A 17894-nucleotide genomic window follows, 5' to 3' on the forward strand; every position below is an offset into this window, starting at 1 on the left:
AATTGAGCCCCACCTCTTTTAGGTGGGGTTTTTTTATGCTTCATTCTTATGTTGCGTCAAATAAGCCCATCACTAACGTGAAGTTGATTTGACACACAGTAGTATCATTAACGCTTCATTTGAGTTTGGGCCCCGCTTGTTTCTCATCTGTGTCAAGCAGGCTGGGCATGACAAGGACGCGCGATGATTGCACTGCTGGAAGCGGGTCGAGCCGGGCTCCTGGGGCGAAAACATTGGCTAAATAACCTGCTGGCCGGTTTGGTGGTGGGGGTGGTGGCCTTGCCGCTGGCCATGGCCTTTGCTATTGCATCTGGAGTCAAGCCCGAGCAGGGTTTGTATACCGCCATTATTGCCGGTTTGGCGGTTTCTTTATTTGGTGGCAGTCGGGTCCAGATTGCCGGGCCGACGGGCGCTTTCATTGTCATCTTGTCCGGGGTGGTGGCCCAGCATGGCGTGGCTGGGCTGCAAATTGCTACGCTGATGGCTGGGGTGATTTTGCTGCTGCTGGGCCTGTTGCGCCTGGGGGCGGTCATCCGCTTTATTCCCGATCCGGTCATTGTGGGTTTTACCGCAGGTATTGGGGTGATTATCTGGGTGGGCCAGTGGCGGGACTTTTTTGGCCTTCCCGTTGTCGAGGGGCAGCACTTTCATGAGAAGCTCTGGTTCTTGCTACAGAACCTGCCTTCACTGGATGGGGCAACCACGCTTTTAGGTGCCTTGTCCTTGGCTATTTTGATTCTGGTCCCCAAGGTTCCTAGTCTGGTGCGTTTACCCGGCCCTTTGGTGGCCTTGGTGCTCATCACGCTTATCCAGGCGATATTCCGTTTTGAGTCGGTGGCCACGATCGGTTCCAGCTTCGGGGCCTTGCCCAGTGGCTTGCCGTCGTTCCAATGGCCAGACATTACCTTGACCCGTGTGGTGGAGTTGATCGGGCCTGCCTTTGCCATTGCCATGCTGGGCGCGATCGAGTCTTTGCTGTCCGCAGTCGTGGCCGATTCCATGACTGGGACCCGCCACGACTCCAATCAGGAGCTGGTCGGGCAGGGGATTGCCAACGTGCTCTCGCCCTTGTTCGGCGGGATCGCGGCGACCGGGGCGATTGCCCGTACCGCTACCAATATTCGTAATGGTGGCGACAGCCCCATCGCCGGTATCGTGCATGCGGTTTTCCTGGTGCTGGTTTTGTTACTGTTAGCGCCGCTGGCCGCCTATATTCCGCTGACGGTGCTGGCTGCCATTCTGTTCATGGTGGCCTGGAACATGAGTCAGGCCAAGCTGGTGCTTCGTTTGCAGCGTCGCATGCCCCCGGCTGACTTATTCATTTTATGGGTGACGTTTGCGCTGACGGTATTTGCGGATCTGGTCGTGGCCGTCAACATCGGGGTGGTTCTGGCCATGTTGTATGTGCTCAAACGCACCTCAGATGGGGTGCAGGTGCGGGCGCTGGAAGGCCGTCGTTTGCAGCGGGCATTGGATTTGCCCCTTAACCAGGAGCTGCGCCAGGATATTTCGGTGCTCACCTTGGAAGGGCCCTACTTTTTTGCCAGCGTGGAGGCGGTGAATCGTTCCTTGCTGACGGTGCCCGAGCCGGTTCGGGCCGTGGTCCTGCGTCTGAATTACGTGCCTTTTGTGGATGCGACGGCCATGCAGGCTCTGGAAACCGCCCTGGCGGAGCTGGAGCAGCGCAATGTCATGGTGGCTCTTTGCGAAGCCAACGAGAAAGTGACTCGTAAGCTGGTACGCATGGGACTGTTCAAGCAGATTCACGCCAGTCGTGTGTTTGATAGTTTGCAGAACGCTTGGGAAAGTGTCAGCGAGACTCTGGACCACCGGGCCGGCAAGGAGAAAGACGTGGCCCTGTCCGAAACAGGCGTGATGACTTAAGCGAAGCGTTTTTGTTAGCCTGCTCGTGACAAGACCTTGTGTGGAATCATCCCCTCGTCAACAACGAGGGGATGATTGTTTGGAGCCAGGCTTGGCAAGAACCAATCCTGTTTTTCCAGTTTTCACTTTTGTTCCCTATTCAGCACGGTACGAAAGCCCACATGCTGGGTAGACAGGGTGGTTTCCTGTGGCTGTCGTGAGGCTGGACGATAGCGTACGCAGAAATTGGCCGCACACAGAAACGAGCCGCCCTTGATGACGCCCGTTGCCGGGTTTGCCTTGGCATCCTTTGCCGCTGCGACAAGGGGTTTGGGTGTCAGGGGCCGATGTTGGGGCTGCCATGCACTGCGTGTCCATTCCCAGACATTACCGACTGAATCCCACAGGCCATAGTTGTTGGCCGGAAAACAGCCCACAGGGGCAGTGCCTTCGTAGCCATCACGCAGCAGGTTTTTGGCGGGGAAGTTACCTTGCCAGGTGTTGGCCATCAAACGGCCACGCACTTCAGGCGTATTGCCCCAAGGGTAGCGTGCACTTTCCAGTCCGCCGCGCGCCGCAAATTCCCATTGCTCTTCGGTAGGCAGATCGCGTCCTAACCAGCGGGCGTAGGCCAGCGCATCCTCGTAAGCAATATGGACGACCGGATGATTGTCCCGGCCATTCAGATTGGTATCGGGGCCACCGGGGTGGCGCCAGTTGGCACCTGGTACCCATACCCACCAGTTGTAATTGCCGGTAGGGGCATGCTGATTGTGCCCGTCGTGGTGATCGTGGTCATGCGTCGCTGCCGGTGGCGTAAAGACGGCGGATCCGGGCTGACGATACTGCTCGGGAACCTGAGCATTCGATGGGAATTCCGGCACCCGTTCCGCCTGGGTGACATAGCCTGTCGCCGCCACAAATTGCGCGAACTGGGCATTGGTGACTTCGTGCTGATCTATCTGAAAGGCCTGGACTTGCACGGGGTGTACCGGCTTTTCTTCAGGGTAGCCCTCGTCGGAACCCATCAGAAAGCGCCCGCCAGCAATGGCGACCAAACCGGCCTGATTGGCGACGCCTTGCTTGGCTGGGCCGAAGCCTGCCGGTATGCCGCTATACGCCTGGCAATCGTGCGCTGGCATCGGGGGAGGGGGCAGGACGGAGCCTTGTGCCGCTGCGGGCAGCGGAGCTGTTGCCAGCAGTCCGCATACCGTCAGCAGTGCCTTGGCTCGGGGGAGCTTAAAGGACTTCATCCAGATCCTTGTAGTAGTTCAGGCTGTTGCTGTAGCCAGGGCGGGACGCCAGACCTTCAAAATCCTCCACACCGTTACGCTTGGCATAGTGCTCGTACTCGGCAATCAGCTCCTTCAGCTTTTCAGGATGTGTTTCGGACAGATCGTTCAGCTCGGCGCGGTCTTCGGCCAGATTGAATAGCTCCCAGCGGTCTTTGCCCCACGGTGCATTGGCGTAGACGATTTTCCAGTCACCCAGGCGCATGGCGCGCCGGCCATTCAGCTCCCAGCCTTGGCGGAAGGTTTCATGCACTTGATCGCTGCGACCTGTCAGCACATCCACCATAGAGTTACCCTGCATGGGGATGACTTGGCGGCCACGGTATTCGCCCTTGGGTTGCTCGATCTGGGCCAAGGCCAGAATTGTGGGGGCGATGTCGGTGACGTGAGCTGGGGCGCGCACAAACTCGCCCTGACGTGTAGCACCGGGTACGCGCATGATGCTGGGCACCGAGATACCGCCTTCATACATAAAGGCTTTGTAAAGGTTGAATGGCGTGGAGCCAACTTGTGCCCAGCCTGGGCCGTATTCGACAAAGGAGCCGGGACGGCCTGTGTTCTCGTAGCTGTTGTCGCGATGCTTGTGCGCCCAGGCGCGGGTTTCACCTTCATCCAGCACGGTATTGCCGTCGGCACCGTTGTCGGACAGGAAGATCACGACGGTGTTGTCGTATTGGCCAGTTTGTTTCAGGTGGTCGATGACGCGGCCAATTTGCGCGTCCATGGATTCCACCATGGCGGCGTAGACAGCCATCCGTTTGCTTTCTACGCGCTGCTGCTCAGGACTCAGCGCTTTCCAGCGTGGCCAGGCTGGATTGCCCACATAGCCTTGCATGTCCTGGGGGACTAGCCCCAGTTTCTTCATGCGTTCCAGGCGTTCTTCACGCAGCACGTCATAGCCTGCATCGTAGCGGCCTTCATATTTACGTATGTATTCTTCGGGCGCATGCAAAGGCCAATGCGGCGCGGTAAAGGCCAGGTAAGCGAAGAAAGGCTGGTCCTGGCGCGTGTCTGCGTCCATGTAGGACAGCAGGCGCGAGGCAAAAAACTCGCTGGAGTAAAAGTCCTTGGGCAACTGCACTTGCTTGCCGTTCTCACGGTACAGGGCAACCGGCGCTTTGTTGGCGTCGAACGTGATGATGCCGCTTTGGTCAAAGTGGCTGGCGCCACCGTGCATCAAGGCATAGGACTGGTCAAAGCCGCGATTGGGTGGGGCGACCTCTTCGGTCACGCCTAAATGCCATTTGCCCGCCATATAGGTGCGGTAGCCATTGTCTTGCAGGACCAGTGGAAAGGGCAGGGCCCGGTCGCTCAGAAAGCCTTCGTAGCCCGGTAGGGCGCGCTGCTGAGGTGTCATCAGTTCGGCCATGCCACCAAAGCCGACCTGGTGGTTGTCCGCGCCGGACATCAGCATGGCGCGGGTCGGGGAACAGAAGGGGGAGGCGTAAAAGTCGGTCAGGGCTACGCCGTCTTTGACCAGGGCGTCCAGGTTGGGGGTGGAGATTTCCCCGCCAAACGCACCTATGTCTGAATAGCCCAGATCATCGGCCACGATCAGCAAAATATTGGGGCGTTGTGTCTTTGTGGCGGCGTGGCTGCTTAGCGTGCAGGCGGCTAAGGCCAGGCCCAGCACGCTGCGCAGCAAATAGGTAGTTTTAGTGCATCGCATTGTCTTGTGTCTCAATCTAGTTATGTTTGTCGTGACCCTCGTCATCTGGCGGACCTCCGATGCAAGTTGCAGATGTGTCCGCGTATGAAGCCGTGGATGCGAGTGTCATGGGGGTGGCTCTGAATTTTGTACTGGAAGCCATCGGGTAAAACGGATATGTAGACAGAGCCAGCAACAATGGCCTCACTCTTTTGATCTGAGCCGCCGCTGCCAGTCTTTTAGAGGCTGACGTGTCTCCCCCAATTCGATTGAACACGAAGCGGCTTGGAGATTTCCAAGACTAAAAAGGTTTACTTGAATACCTAAAAAGTATGGTGGCTAATATAAATGTTGAAAATCAAGGAGCTAGGCTTGGGTGCCGCGCGCGCTGTGGTTTTCCCTGATAGAGCCACAAAACCTTCTGAATGGAGCGTGTGCATTTGCCGCTATCAAGTTTGGGGAACGCACCAAGCGGTCAACCAGAACAATATCCCCACGCTACGCCTTTGGCTTGCGCTCCACCTTGCAGCCTGCATGCCGCCCGGATTCGTCTGGCGCACAGCAGTCCGCAATGGACTACTGTGTGTCCCGGCTCATCCCCAAAGGTTGGATCTGTCTCCAACTTTTGGGGTGTCGTTACCGAGTAAGGGGGGAATGATGAAAATTAACGAACCAGCTTGAACTCGTCGTCGCCCATGAAGGCGTAGCGCAAGGCGTCGATCAGGGCCAGGAAGTAAGCCAGCGGGGCCCAGATGGCAAACAGTACCAGGAACAGCAGTCCCATGCCGATCTGGCCCAGGTAAAAGCGGTGTACGCCCAGCCAGCCCAGGAAAATCGCCAACACAATCGCAATCTTGCGGTGGCTGTTGGGTTTGGACATCTCATCTTTTTTGTTCTTGGAAATCCAGATGACCAGCGGGATGGTAATGAGCAAGGCAATCAAGGCCTTACCCCAGTGGACCGTCAGGTAATGCTGGACTTCACGCATCAAGTGGACGAAGTCATCAAACAGAAACCCCAGGTAGGAGGAGAGGTAGCGGATGATGGCCTCGCCAAAGGTCAAGCCCAACATGACGATCAGGAAAATGGCAATGCCTAGAATGATTTTTTGCAGCATGGTGTTTCCGTCAAAAAAACAGCAAGTTCAATAAGTACGCGCCTGACGCACGGCTTGTTCCCAACTGAGCATCAGGGTTTGAGCTTCGTCGCGCGACATGGCCGGCTCGAACACCCGATCGCATTGCCACAGCGCCGCGATTTCCGGCAGACCTGAATACAGACCGCTGCCCAGGCCCGCCAGATAGGCTGCGCCCAGGGCGGTCGTCTCAATAGTAACGGGACGCACGACAGGCAGGCCCAACAAGTCTGCCTGAAATTGCATCAGAAGATTATTGGCGCAGGCTCCGCCATCCACACGCAGCTCGTGCAAGGTCGGGCCGCCGTTGGCTTGTACATCTCGATTCATGGCTTGCAGCACGGCGGCGCTTTGGTAGGCAATGCTGTCCAGGGCCGCGCGGGCAATGTGGGCCATGGTAGAGGCACGTGTCAGACCGGTAATGGTGCCTCGGGCTTGGGCATCCCAATAGGGGGCGCCCAGGCCAGTGAAGGCGGGAACCAGCCGTACGCCCTGGGCATCGGGCACGCTGCGGGCCAGCTCTTCAACTTGGGCGCTGTGTTCCAGAGCGCCCAGCCCGTCGCGTAGCCATTGGACGACTGCTCCGCCAATGAAAACACTGCCTTCCAGTGCGTAGGCAGGAGTGTCGCCGTGATGGGCTGCACTGGTCGCGATCAGCCCGTTATGGGATTGGGGAACGTGTGAGCCACAGTGCATTAACAGGAAGCAGCCCGTGCCGTACGTATTTTTGGCCATGCCGGGCTTGGTACAGGCCTGCCCGAACAGGGCGCTTTGTTGGTCGCCCGCCACACCGCAAATAGGGATGGGGCTGCCCAGAATCTCGGGGCTGCAACAGCCAAACTCAGAGGCAGAGCTTTGTACCTGGGGCAATACGCTGGCCGGGATGTTGAACAGGGTCAGCAGCTCCTCGTCCCATTGCTGGCTATGAATGTTGTAGAGCAGGGTGCGCGAGGCATTGGTGACATCAGTGGCGTGGATCTTGCCGCCGCTTAAATGCCAGATCAGCCAGCTATCAATTGTGCCGAAAGCCAGTTCACCGCGCTGTGCCCGCTCACGGGCGCCGGCAATGGAGTCCAGCAGCCAGCGCAGCTTGGAGGCTGAAAAATAGGCATCGATGGGCAGGCCGGTTTTGCTGGTAATGGTGGCTTCGTGCCCCTGCTCGCGTAACTGGGCGCAGAAGTCCTCGGCGCGCCTGTCTTGCCAGACGATGGCCTTGTGCAGGGCCTGTCCGGTTTTCCGGTCCCACAGCACGGTGGTTTCACGCTGATTGGTAATGCCTATGGCGTGAATGTCCTGGGGGCGCAGACCGGCCTGCTCAATCGCTTGTCGGGCGGTCCGAAACTGTGTGTCCAGAATTTCCTGGGGATCGTGTTCCACCCAGTCTGTGCGTGGATAGTATTGCTGGGTTTCCTGCTGCGCCTTGGCCAGAATGCGGCCGTCTGCCGCGACAACAAGGCTGCGCGAGCTGGAAGTTCCCTGATCAAGAGCAAGTATGAATGTCATGCGAATGAGGCAGTAAAAGCGGAGCAGACCACAGTGTACTGGCTCTGTGTAGCCTGTGTCCGGTAGCTGAAGGCACCTTGATACGCGAGCAAACAAGTTTCACTGGACGGTAAGAGTTCAGGGGCTAAAATCAGGGTAAATCCCGAGCCAGCCAGTGATTTTTCGGGTGTCTGCTAATTTCAGGTCCAAAGCTCATCTTATGACTACATTAAGTTCCCCCTTATTAACCGATAGAGCCCAGATGATGGGCGCCTTGGCGCGCACCACTCAGGCGGATATGGTCGTGGTGGGGGGCGGGGCAACCGGCCTGGGTGTGGCCCTGGACGCGGCCCTGCGCGGCTCGAGTGTGGTGGTGTTGGAAGCTCAGGATTTTGCCAAGGGCACATCCTCGCGGGCCACCAAGCTGGTTCACGGTGGGGTGCGTTATCTGGCTCAGGGCAATGTCAGCCTGGTACGCGAGGCCTTGCGTGAACGCATGCATTTGCTCAGTAATGCGCCGCATCTGGCGCAGCGCCTGCCTTTTGTCATGCCCAGCTACAAATGCTGGGAAACCCCGTTCTATGGGGTTGGCTTGATGGCGTACGACGGTTTGGCAGGGCGGGAAGGGTTGGGCCATACCCAGTTTCTGAGCGCTTCTAAAATTCGGCAACTGTTGCCGGGCGCCCGTCAAAGTGGCTTGAAAGGCGGTGTCAAATATTGGGATGGTCAGTTTGACGATGCGCGTCTGGCTTTGGCCCTGGCCCGTACGGCAGCCTTGAATGGTGCCTTGCTGGTCAATTACTGCCCGGTTGTAGAAGTGATGCACCGCGACGGTAAGGTGTCCGGGGTGCGCTGCCAGGACGGAGAAAGTGGTCAAACCTATACGATCCAGAGTCACTGCGTGGTCAATGCCACGGGGGTGTGGGTGGATCAGGTTCGAGAACTGGATGCACGGGAAGCCGGGCGTCAATTGCGGCCTATGGTCTCGCCCAGCCAGGGGGTGCACTTGGTGGTCGATCAGACATTTCTGCCCGGTGAACACGCTTTGCTGGTGCCGCGTACCAAGGATGGCCGAGTGCTGTTTGCCGTGCCTTGGCTGGGCAAGCTGATTCTGGGAACCACGGATACCCCCCGGGATGATGTTCCTTTGGAGCCGCGTCCTATGGCCCAGGAAGTGGATTTCATTCTGAAAGAATCTGCGAATTATCTGCAAAAAGCCCCGACTGCGCGGGACGTGCGCAGTATCTGGGTAGGCTTGCGGCCCTTGGTGCGTCCGGCTGCCGAGTCGGCTGCGGGGAAAACGCAATCGATCAGCCGGGAACACAGCATTACGGTGAGCACCAATGGTTTATTGACGGTAACGGGTGGCAAGTGGACAACGTACCGAGCTATGGCTGAGGATGTGCTGGAACGTTGCCAGCAGTCCGGTTTGCTGGGGCCTTTGCCTGCCTGCCGGACTCAGGAACAACGCTTGGTGGGGGCTTCTTATGTAGGCGATCGGCGCTCTTTGGGGCGTACCGCTGGCCTGGATGCTTATGGCAGTGAGGCTGATTGGGTGCAGACCTTGCCCGGAGCCGATCAAGAGCTGGCTCCAGGCCTGAGCGTCGCCATGGTGCGCTTTGCCTGCCGCTTTGAATATGCCCGTACCGTGGAAGACATGCTGGCCCGTCGTTCTCGGCTTTTGTTCCTGGATGCGCGCCTGGCGCAATCACTTGCCCCGGCAGTGGCAGCGATTATGCAAGAGGAAACGGGGCGTTCGCCCGAGCTGGATGCTTTTCTGGCGTTGGCCGAGCAATACGCCACCGTGCCGACGTGCTAGCCGCATCGCAATAAAAAAGGGGCCCACTCATCATGGGCCCTTTTGTTATTTGTGCTCAATGGAACAGGGTCTTGTCATACAGGCTCATGTTCCATTCAATCCCGATACTGCAGGCTTGTCGATGAATCAATCAAAGAATGTGCGAGCCGTTTCAAAGCGTTTGGCGAAATAGGGATTATCCAAAGAATCAATTCGTACGCGCCCACCACTGGAGGGCGCATTGATGAACTGTTGCTTGCCTATATAGATACCGACATGCGAGTTGGGCGTGCCCAGTGTATTAAAAAACACCAGATCGCCAGGGCGTAGCTGCGAGCGGCTGACGCGCCGCGCCGCGCCGGCCTGATCGCTGGTACGACGCGGAACAGGGGAGCTGGATTCCTGACTGAATACATAATGCACCAGCCCACTGCAATCAAAGCCGGTAGATGGTTTGTGCCCGCCGTAGCGATACGGGGTATCCAGCAGGCTCAAGGCGGACAGGACCACGGCGGAACGCCGTTGCTCATCAAGCTCAAAGATATGGGTAGTTGGAGGGCGTGAAGAAGGGGTATGTGCGCAAGCCGCCAGAAGCAGAGTCAGGCACAGGGTAAGCAGACGTTGCGTAAAAGCAGCAGGAATCATGGGCTGTTACAAAACGGATGTGGGGTTGGCGGCACAAACGCTTATCGGAAGAATATCCGATATTTCGTCGATTTTCAGGCAGAGCCTAAGCGGGATCGACGAAATAGTCATGAATTAATGATTAATACATGCAACAAAACACATTTTTGATACAAGCGTTTTGATTTTTGTCATGTTACATCTAGTTTATATATACAACATTAAGTGAGCATCTGATAATATTCTGCTGTGTCTTGATACGTTTATTGCATATATCCGACGTTTTCCATGTTTTTAGAGTATTCATGGACAGTTTGTGTCGAGAGCGTTGATAATGTAAAAAATGTATCCATGCAATATATTGCAAGGCATGATACATATTTATGTAACTTTATATGTTTTAAATATGTTTCGTTACAGAACTAGCTGATTAACAGTTTTACAAGGATGGCTGACATGCCCGTATCGGAAAATTCGCTGCTGAATGATATTCAGGAAGTCAATTTGTCGTACTTGTTACTCGCACAACGTTTGCTGCGGGAGAATTTTTCGGCAGGTATGTTCCGTTTGGGCTTTGACTCCGATGTGGCAGAGACTTTGCTGCGTCTGTCACCTGCTCAATTGGTCAAACTGGCCAGCTCCAGTTCGTTGATTTGCGGTTTCCGTTTCAACGATTACGACCTGCTTACCACCTTGACGCAGGATGTGCTCGGAGGGGTATTGCAGCAGGCCCACTCCACCATTCTTCTGTCCCAACGCGCGACGGCAGAGCAAGCCGGTTAAACCCGCTGCGAACTTATTACATCAAGAACTATGGCTATAAAAAGCGTCGCCAAAGAAGCCCAGGAAATTGGGCTGGCTTCCGACATGATTGAGCTGGGGGCGCGCTTGCAGGTTTTGCAAGCAGAAACATCATTGAGCTATGACCGGCTGGCCCGTTTATACCGCGAAGTCAAAGGCTGCTCGCCGCCTAAAGGCATGCTCCCTTTTTCTGTCGACTGGTTCATGACCTGGCTGCCCAATATCCACTCCAGTCTTTTCTTCAGTATTTACCAGTTCATGGCTGTGCATACGCCTTGCGACAAAAGTCGTGCGCTGGTTGAGGCCTATCGTTTGTACCTGGAGCAATCCTCGGCCGGGCGCTCGGAGCTCGAGCCAGATGAAGAGCCTGTGCTCAGTTTTACCCGTGCGTGGATGCTGTTGCGCTTTTTTGATAGTGGCTTGCTGCAACTGTCCCAATGCGAACGCTGCAAAGGGGGCTTTGTGGCCCATGCGCACGACCCTGACGCGGGCTTTATTTGTGCCATTTGCCGTCCGCCCCCACGGGCAGGCAAGACGCGTGCCAGCAAGGCGCGCAGCGCCTCTACGTCTCCTGCTAGCAAAAGCCGAAAATCGGAGCCTGTCAGGCAGTCGCAATCCAGAGCCCCGGGGCATGTCAACGTCCAGGTAGACGTGCCCGTTTAACAAGAGCTTTTGTATCGTCAGTGTGCAGCAAAGCCGGATGGATGCTGGTTTTTGATGTGGATCTGATAAGAATCTGAACGTGTCAAGGCAACTGGAAGCGTCGATCTAGGCTGGAAAAAGGCCATTAACGCGTCGTTTTAGCCCGGTTGCTTGCCGCCATCATTAGCAGCGTGTATTTGAAGAAGGCGTATCCGTGCTTATCATCCTTGGATATATCATTGTTTTCGTTTCCGTTTTCGGGAGCTTTGTGGGGCTGGGTGGGCATCTGGGTGCGCTCTACCAGCCTTTTGAGTTATTGCTGATTGGTGGCGCGGCCCTTGGGGCCTACTTTGCGTCCAACAGCGGTAAGTCCATCAAGCTGCTGGCCAGAGCCTTGCCGACCGCCTTTCGCAGTAGCCCCTACAACAAGCAGTTATACATGCAACTGATGGGCATGCTGTCGGTGCTGCTGAACAAGGCACGGCGCGATGGCATGATGTCTATCGAGGCCGATATCGAGAATCCTCAGCAAAGTCCTATCTTTTCCGATTACCCCAATGTGGTGAAGGATCCGGTTCTGATGAACTTTGTGTCCGACTACTTGCGTTTGATGATCAGCGGCAATATGAGCTCGTTTGAAATTGAAACGCTGATGGATCAGGACATTGAAACCCACGAGCATGAGCTGAATGTGCCAGCGCGCGCCTTGCGTGAAGTGTCCGATGCCTTGCCCGCTTTCGGGATTGTGGCGGCGGTGCTGGGGGTGGTGAAAGCCCTGGCTTCGGTTGACCAGCCGCCCGCCGTGCTGGCTGATCTGATTTCCAAGGCCATGGTGGGGACCTTTCTGGGTATTTTGATGGCCTACGGTTTTGTCGCGCCACTGGCCGCAACGATCGAGCGCCGTACGTCGGACTCGGTCAAGGTTCTGGAATGCATCAAGGTGACCTTGCTGGCCAACCTGAATGGCTACCCACCCCAACTGGCGGTGGAGTTTGGCCGTAAAGTGCTGTTTTCCTCCGATCGCCCCTCGTTCCAGGAACTGGAGGAGCATGTGCGTCAGGCCCGCTCGGGTGCTGGTCGCAAAGCGTAAGCGGATGCGCTCATGAGCAATCATAAGGATCGCGTGGTCATCCGTCGCAAGAAGATGGCCCATGCCGAGCACCATGGTGGTAGCTGGAAAATTGCCTATGCCGATTTCATGACGGCAATGATGGCTTTTTTTCTGGTGATGTGGATTCTTTCTCTGGTTCCCAAGCAGGACTTGAAGGAAATCGCCGATTACTTTCGCATGCCCTTGATGGATGCCGTCTCTGGTGGCCATCAGTCAGACTATTCACGCAGTGTCATCCCGGGTGGTCAGCCCAGTCTGGTTCCCAATCCTCATCCTGGTGTCAGCAACAACCAGGCCGCCGACGACCGTCAGGACGTCGAGCGTCTGGAGGATTTGAAATCAGCGCTGGAGGAGTTAATTCGTATTGATCCCGTCCTGAAAGAGTTCCGTCCGCAGTTGTTGCTGGACATGACCCAGGACGGTTTGCGTATTCAGATTATTGACCGTCAAAGCCGCCCCATGTTCTCTACGGGCAGTGCCCAGGTGCAACTTTACATGCGGGCCATTTTGCGTTCGCTAAGTTCCCCCTTGAACGAGATGCCTAACCGGATTCTGATTTCCGGTCACACCGATTCGCTGCAGTACGCCAGCGGCGAGCGTTTGTACAGTAACTGGGAGTTGTCCGCCGACCGTGCCAATGCCGCTCGACAGGAGCTGGTGGCCGGCGGCCTGGCCGAGGCCAAAGTCAAGCAGGTGGTGGGTTTGGCCGATAGTGTAAGTCTGGTTAAAGATAACCCGGCTGCAGCCGTAAATCGACGTATCAGCCTGCTCGTGCTCAATAGCCGGGCGGAACGACGCATGGATGAGCAGGCCGCAAGCGGTTCGGAAGAGTTTGATTTGCGCGAAGCCATGCAGGAGACCGAGGGACCCATCAGTATTCATATTCCCGGTCTGCCTGAAATGCCTTCTGCCTTGCCAATGGTGCCTTAAGGCCTGTTAATAGGCCCGATGGCCTACGCGATTGGGCTGTGCTTTTTGTTTTGTTGTTCTAAGCCATAACCAGGAAGGAAGTGTTCATGAGCTCCGGCGTAGATCTGAGTCAGTTTTACGAAACCTTTTTCGATGAAGCCGATGAGTTGCTGGCGGACATGGAGCGCTTGCTGCTGGAGCTGGATCTGGACGAGCCTGATCGCGATCAGCTCAATGCCATCTTCCGGGCCGCGCACTCAATCAAGGGTGGTGCCGGCACGTTTGGTTGCTTCGGTCAGCTGGCTGAAACTACCCACTTACTCGAAAATCTGCTCGATCTGGTCCGTAATGGCGAAATGCAATTGCGCAAGGACATGATTGACCTCTTTCTGGAAACCAAGGACGTGCTAACCGGACAAGTCAATGCCTACCGCGAGGAACAGGAGCCTGACGAGGAAGCCTACACCCGCATCTGCGCGCAACTGAGGCAATTGGCCCTGGAACAAAAGGGCATTTTGGCAACCGATACGAAAGGCACCGAAGCGATTTTGCAGGCCGAGCCTGAACCGGAACCCGAACCGGCTGCCGATACAACCGGCCTGCCGCTGCGGGTGTCCATGGGACCGGTGTCGGATAAAGATGCCCAGGCTTTGCAACAGGAAATGGAGTTGATGGGCACCATCGTCCATCAGACACGCGAGGGTGACCGCCTGGATATCTGGGTGGAAACCACGGGCTCGGCTGACGATATTCTGGCTGTGTGCTGCTTTATTTTGAATGCCGATCAGGTGTCGGTAAAACCGGCCGCTGTGCCGGGACAAGCCGCTGCACCTGCTCAGGCGTCAGCGGCGACCGTGGCTTCTGTGAGCACCGAGGCTGCCGAGCCTCCCGTGACAGCACAAGCGACTGCTGCGCCAGTTCAGCCAGTTGCTGCGGCTGCCGAACCTGAGAAAACCCAGGCGGTTGTGCCTGCTGCCACGGCCAAAGCAGCAGAAAAACCGGCCAAGGCTGCCGCTCCCAAAGAGTCCGGCACTATCCGTGTCGGTGTGGAGAAAGTGGATCAAATCATCAACCTGGTGGGCGAGCTGGTCATTACCCAAGCCATGTTGGTGCAAACGGCCTCGACGCTGGATCCAGTCGTCCATGATCGTTTGCTCAACGGTATTGAGCAACTGGAACGCAATGCACGTGATTTGCAAGAGTCCGTGATGTCCATCCGCATGATGCCCATGGACTATGTGTTCAGCCGCTTCCCGCGTGTGGTGCGTGAAAGCGCCGCGCGCATGAACAAGAAAATTCGTTTGGTTACCAAAGGGCAGGCCACCGAGCTGGACAAGAGCCTGATCGAACGCATTATTGACCCGCTAACCCACTTGGTGCGCAACAGTATCGACCACGGCATTGAAATGCCTGAGGATCGTCTGGCTGTGGGCAAGGAAGAAGAGGGCGTGCTGACCTTGTCGGCCCAGCATCAGGGTGGCCACATCATTATCGAGGTGGTGGACGATGGCGCTGGTCTGAACCGCGAACGCATTCTGAAAAAAGCCATGTCCTCGGGCTTGCCAGTCACCGATACCATGCCGGACGACGAGGTCTGGCAACTGATTTTTGCACCGGGCTTTTCTACGGCCGAGAAAGTGACGGAAATTTCCGGGCGTGGCGTGGGTATGGACGTGGTGCGACGCAATATTCAAAGCATGGGTGGTCACGTGCAACTGTACTCACGTGCGGGTCAGGGCACCACCACCCGTATTGTCCTGCCCCTGACCCTGGCCATTTTGGATGGCATGTCGGTGCAGGTAGGCAATGAGGTCTTTATCTTGCCGTTGGCCCACGTGACCGAATCCATGCAGCCCACTGAAGAGCAGTTGCGCCGTGTATCCGATACCGATCACGTGATGTTTGTGCGCGGCGAGTATCTGCCCCTGATTTCCCTGCGGGATATTTTCTCGGTTGAAGAGGCCGAGAAAGATGTGACCCGCGCAATTGCCGTTATCTTGCAGGCCGAAGACATGCGCTTTGCCTTGCTGGTCGATCACCTGATTGGTCAGCATCAAGTCGTGGTCAAGAACCTGGAAGCCAACTACCGAAAAATTCCGGGTATTTCTGCTGCCACCATTTTGGGCGATGGCAGCGTAGCCCTGATTGTTGATGTTTTTGCCTTGCAACGTCTGGCGCGTGACCCCGCCTCGACGTGGGCCTGATTATTCGGAGATCTTTATGTCCAACGACTTTACTTCCCACTCCGAAGCTGCCGAGGCTGGCGGCAAGGAGTATCTGGTATTTACTCTGGGCGACCAGGAATACGGCATCGATATTCTGAAAGTTCAGGAGATCCGGGGCTACGACTCCCAGACCGTAACCCGCATTGCCAACGTACCGAACTTCATCAAGGGTGTCACCAATCTGCGCGGCGTGATTGTGCCGATCGCGGACTTGCGGGTGCGCTTTAACATGGAGCGGGTGGAGTACGACCACCAGACCGTGGTGGTGATTCTGAATCTGCGCGACCGTGTGGTCGGTGTGGTGGTCGATGGTGTGTCGGACGTGCTGGTTTTGCAGTCGTCCCAGATCAGCGCCGCCCCCAGCTTTGGCACGGCGTTCTCGACCGAATACCTGACCGGGATCGGTACGCTGGGTGAACGTATGCTGATTTTGGTGGATATTGAAAAATTGATGACCAGCGAAGAGATGGCGCTGGTCGATAGCGCAGTGGCCTGATCGCCCGAGTCTGCAAAGACTGGCAAAGCGGGGACCTGTTTACCGGGTCCTTTAAGGAATGTTCGGGTCGGGGGAGGCGTCACAAGCGCCTCTGATGTTCGGATCTACTCTAGACAAGGTGCTTGCAATGCTGGATGGATTACGTTTGGCCAATCTGAAGGTGCGGACCAGTCTGATTCTGGTACTGGTGTTTTTTTTAGTCATGCTAGTGGCAGGTGCTGCGTTGGGGATTTTGTCCCTGCGCGCCAATAACGGTGCGCTGCAAAGCATCGTGGTCAACCAGCGAGTAGGCTCGGCCATGTATCAGGCCATCGAGAGCTACAAAGAGACCCAAACCCTGATTGGACGAGCGGCTATCAGCTATGTGGTCAGCAACGATCTGCAAAATCAGGACCTGATGGCCGAGTGGAGCGACGTTGCTCCCAAAACCTCGGCAATCAGCTCGGCGACCCAGGATGCCCTGGAGGCAACACGCAAGCAGTTCGAGCTGGCGCAGGAAGCATTTTTTGAGTATCAGGGCATTGCCACGCAACTGGAAGGCACCAACGACTATTATCAGCGCGTGGATGCCGCCTTCATGTCCTTGATGCAAGGTGGGGTGCTGCCCTTGATTGCCTATCTGGAGCAGGGTGATATCGCTGGTTTTCGTGGCTATGTGGCCACCACGACCAAGTTTTTGGAAGAAGATCTCTATAGCGCCTTGAATTCCTTGCAGCAAGCTCAGCAGCGCTCTATCGATGAGCAGTACCAGAAAGAAAACGAGCAGTACAACATGGTGGTCCGTCTGGTGGGGCTGGCGATGGTGTTTTGCCTGTTTATCTCCTTGGCGGTGTATGTGTTCCTGAACCGCATGGTGCTGCGTCCCTTGCGTCAGGCGGGTGCACATTTTGATCGCATTGCCAGCGGCGATTTGACCCAGCGTGTGGAAGTGAAGTCCACCAATGAAATCGGTGTGCTGTATGACGCCGTACGACGCATGCAAAACAGTTTGCAGTCCATGGTGCATACCGTGCGTCAGGGGGTGGAAGAAATTACGTTTGGCTCGCGTGAAATCTATGTGGGCAATACGGATTTGAGCAGCCGCACGGAAGAACAGGCGGCCTCCTTGCAGCAAACTGCGGCCAGCATGGAGCAGTTGGCCAGCACCGTACGTCAGAACTCGGACAATGCCCAGCAAGCGGATCAGGTCGCCAAGAGTGCGTCGGATGTGGCGCTGCGTGGCGGACAGGCGGTCTCGACTGTGGTGCAGACCATGGAAGACTTGTCGGCCAGTTCGGGACAAATTGCCCAGATTGTAAATGTCATTGATGGTATTGCCTTCCAGACCAATATTCTGGCCTTGAACGCGGCGGTAGAGGCGGCCCGGGCAGGGGAGCAGGGCAAGGGCTTTGCCGTGGTGGCCGGCGAAGTTCGCAGCCTGGCTCAGCGCAGCGCGCAAGCGGCCCGTGAGATCAAGGGTTTGATCGAGCAGTCGTTGGCCAAAGTTAAAGAAGGAACCCGTCAGGTCGATGAGGCGGGCAAAGTGGTTATGGAGGTGGTCAGTTCGGTACAGAGTGTGACCACTATCATGGCGGAAATTTCGTCAGCTTCGAACGAACAGTCAGAAGGAATTGAGCAGGTTAACCGGGCAGTTGCACAAATGGATGTGGTTGTGCAGCAAAATGCGGCCTTGGTCGAGCAGGCAACCGCAGCAGCGGGCTCCTTGCAGGATCAGGCAACCCGTCTGTCCGACGCGGTGTCGGCGTTCAAAGTGAGCGCACAAGACATTATCGATGATCCGTATGAGGCGCCCGAGCCGGAGCGATTGCGTTCCGGCGAGCGTCTGTCGACGGGGCCTTTTAGCGGGACCTTGGCCAGCCTGTAGTTAT

The 17894-nt window shown here is 56.4% G+C and carries 14 protein-coding genes; 9 read left to right on the forward strand and 5 right to left on the reverse strand.

Annotated elements, in window-relative coordinates; all coding sequences use genetic code 11:
* Positions 1-183: 183 nt before the first annotated feature.
* Positions 184-1884 (forward strand): SulP family inorganic anion transporter, encoded by a 1701-nt coding sequence (locus tag AB7E06_RS11590; RefSeq protein ID WP_094196083.1) that lies wholly within the window; start codon positions 184-186, stop codon positions 1882-1884.
* A gap of 122 nt (positions 1885-2006) precedes the next feature.
* Here the strand turns inward: AB7E06_RS11590 and AB7E06_RS11595 are convergent, their stop codons facing one another.
* From AB7E06_RS11595 to glpK, 4 genes are all read right to left on the reverse strand, one after another.
* Positions 2007-3116 carry a formylglycine-generating enzyme family protein gene (locus AB7E06_RS11595; RefSeq protein WP_395029830.1) on the reverse strand — a complete coding sequence of 370 codons (1110 nt, stop codon included), beginning with the start codon at positions 3114-3116 and terminating at the stop codon, positions 2007-2009.
* Positions 3103-4824 (reverse strand): arylsulfatase, encoded by a 1722-nt coding sequence (locus AB7E06_RS11600; RefSeq protein ID WP_199827864.1) that lies wholly within the window; start codon positions 4822-4824, stop codon positions 3103-3105. The genes AB7E06_RS11595 and AB7E06_RS11600 overlap by 14 nt, the downstream gene beginning before the upstream one ends.
* A 643-nt stretch (positions 4825-5467) precedes the next feature.
* Positions 5468-5920, reverse strand: coding sequence for a TM2 domain-containing protein (locus AB7E06_RS11605; RefSeq protein WP_108727128.1), 453 nt, complete (start codon positions 5918-5920; stop codon positions 5468-5470).
* A 27-nt stretch (positions 5921-5947) separates the two neighbouring features.
* Positions 5948-7441, reverse strand: coding sequence for a glycerol kinase GlpK (gene glpK, locus AB7E06_RS11610; protein WP_427957087.1), 1494 nt, complete (start codon positions 7439-7441; stop codon positions 5948-5950).
* A 199-nt stretch (positions 7442-7640) separates the two neighbouring features.
* Here glpK and AB7E06_RS11615 point away from each other — a divergent pair, with 199 nt between their 5' ends.
* A complete protein-coding gene (locus tag AB7E06_RS11615) occupies positions 7641-9239 on the forward strand; it encodes an FAD-dependent oxidoreductase (protein WP_427957089.1) in 1599 nt (532 codons plus the stop codon).
* Between the two features lie 126 nt (positions 9240-9365).
* Here AB7E06_RS11615 and AB7E06_RS11620 read toward each other — a convergent pair whose 3' ends face one another.
* Positions 9366-9863 carry a C40 family peptidase gene (locus AB7E06_RS11620; protein ID WP_321265854.1) on the reverse strand — a complete coding sequence of 166 codons (498 nt, stop codon included), beginning with the start codon at positions 9861-9863 and terminating at the stop codon, positions 9366-9368.
* Positions 9864-10298: 435 nt separating this feature from the next.
* On the opposite strand from AB7E06_RS11620, the gene flhD reads away from it, so the two are divergent.
* From flhD to AB7E06_RS11655, 7 genes are all read left to right on the forward strand, one after another.
* Entirely contained in the window at positions 10299-10625 is a 327-nt protein-coding gene (gene flhD, locus AB7E06_RS11625) for a flagellar transcriptional regulator FlhD (protein ID WP_094196089.1), read from the forward strand.
* A 30-nt stretch (positions 10626-10655) separates the two neighbouring features.
* Positions 10656-11306 carry a flagellar transcriptional regulator FlhC gene (gene flhC, locus AB7E06_RS11630; RefSeq protein WP_094196090.1) on the forward strand — a complete coding sequence of 217 codons (651 nt, stop codon included), beginning with the start codon at positions 10656-10658 and terminating at the stop codon, positions 11304-11306.
* Between the two features lie 193 nt (positions 11307-11499).
* Positions 11500-12375: a flagellar motor stator protein MotA gene (gene motA / locus AB7E06_RS11635; protein WP_121738525.1), complete on the forward strand. Its 876-nt coding sequence runs from the start codon at positions 11500-11502 to the stop codon at positions 12373-12375.
* Between the two features lie 12 nt (positions 12376-12387).
* A complete protein-coding gene (motB, locus tag AB7E06_RS11640; protein ID WP_108727133.1) occupies positions 12388-13326 on the forward strand; it encodes a flagellar motor protein MotB in 939 nt (312 codons plus the stop codon).
* An 86-nt stretch (positions 13327-13412) separates the two neighbouring features.
* Positions 13413-15509, forward strand: a complete 2097-nt coding sequence (gene cheA / locus AB7E06_RS11645; protein ID WP_249461609.1) for a chemotaxis protein CheA — start codon at positions 13413-13415, stop codon at positions 15507-15509.
* Between the two features lie 16 nt (positions 15510-15525).
* Entirely contained in the window at positions 15526-16026 is a 501-nt protein-coding gene (locus tag AB7E06_RS11650; RefSeq protein WP_094196094.1) for a chemotaxis protein CheW, read from the forward strand.
* A 127-nt stretch (positions 16027-16153) separates the two neighbouring features.
* On the forward strand, positions 16154-17890 hold the full coding sequence (locus AB7E06_RS11655) for a methyl-accepting chemotaxis protein (protein WP_108727135.1): 1737 nt from the start codon (positions 16154-16156) through the stop codon (positions 17888-17890).
* The last annotated feature ends 4 nt before the right edge of the window (positions 17891-17894 follow it).

This window comes from Alcaligenes sp., from assembly GCF_050255915.1.
Lineage (GTDB): Bacteria > Pseudomonadota > Gammaproteobacteria > Burkholderiales > Burkholderiaceae_B > Alcaligenes > Alcaligenes aquatilis.

Excerpts from the sequence above, each read along its gene's own strand:
- AB7E06_RS11590 (WP_094196083.1), top strand. The coding sequence starts at position 184 with ATGATTGCACTGCTGGAAGCGGGTCGAGCCGGGCTCCTGGGGCGAAAA.
- AB7E06_RS11595 (WP_395029830.1), bottom strand. The coding sequence starts at position 3,116 with ATGAAGTCCTTTAAGCTCCCCCGAGCCAAGGCACTGCTGACGGTATGC.
- AB7E06_RS11600 (WP_199827864.1), bottom strand. The coding sequence starts at position 4,824 with ATGCGATGCACTAAAACTACCTATTTGCTGCGCAGCGTGCTGGGCCTG.
- AB7E06_RS11605 (WP_108727128.1), bottom strand. The coding sequence starts at position 5,920 with ATGCTGCAAAAAATCATTCTAGGCATTGCCATTTTCCTGATCGTCATG.
- glpK (WP_427957087.1), bottom strand. The coding sequence starts at position 7,441 with ATGACATTCATACTTGCTCTTGATCAGGGAACTTCCAGCTCGCGCAGC.
- AB7E06_RS11615 (WP_427957089.1), top strand. The coding sequence starts at position 7,641 with ATGACTACATTAAGTTCCCCCTTATTAACCGATAGAGCCCAGATGATG.
- AB7E06_RS11620 (WP_321265854.1), bottom strand. The coding sequence starts at position 9,863 with ATGATTCCTGCTGCTTTTACGCAACGTCTGCTTACCCTGTGCCTGACT.
- flhD (WP_094196089.1), top strand. The coding sequence starts at position 10,299 with ATGCCCGTATCGGAAAATTCGCTGCTGAATGATATTCAGGAAGTCAAT.
- flhC (WP_094196090.1), top strand. The coding sequence starts at position 10,656 with ATGGCTATAAAAAGCGTCGCCAAAGAAGCCCAGGAAATTGGGCTGGCT.
- motB (WP_108727133.1), top strand. The coding sequence starts at position 12,388 with ATGAGCAATCATAAGGATCGCGTGGTCATCCGTCGCAAGAAGATGGCC.
- cheA (WP_249461609.1), top strand. The coding sequence starts at position 13,413 with ATGAGCTCCGGCGTAGATCTGAGTCAGTTTTACGAAACCTTTTTCGAT.
- AB7E06_RS11650 (WP_094196094.1), top strand. The coding sequence starts at position 15,526 with ATGTCCAACGACTTTACTTCCCACTCCGAAGCTGCCGAGGCTGGCGGC.
- AB7E06_RS11655 (WP_108727135.1), top strand. The coding sequence starts at position 16,154 with ATGCTGGATGGATTACGTTTGGCCAATCTGAAGGTGCGGACCAGTCTG.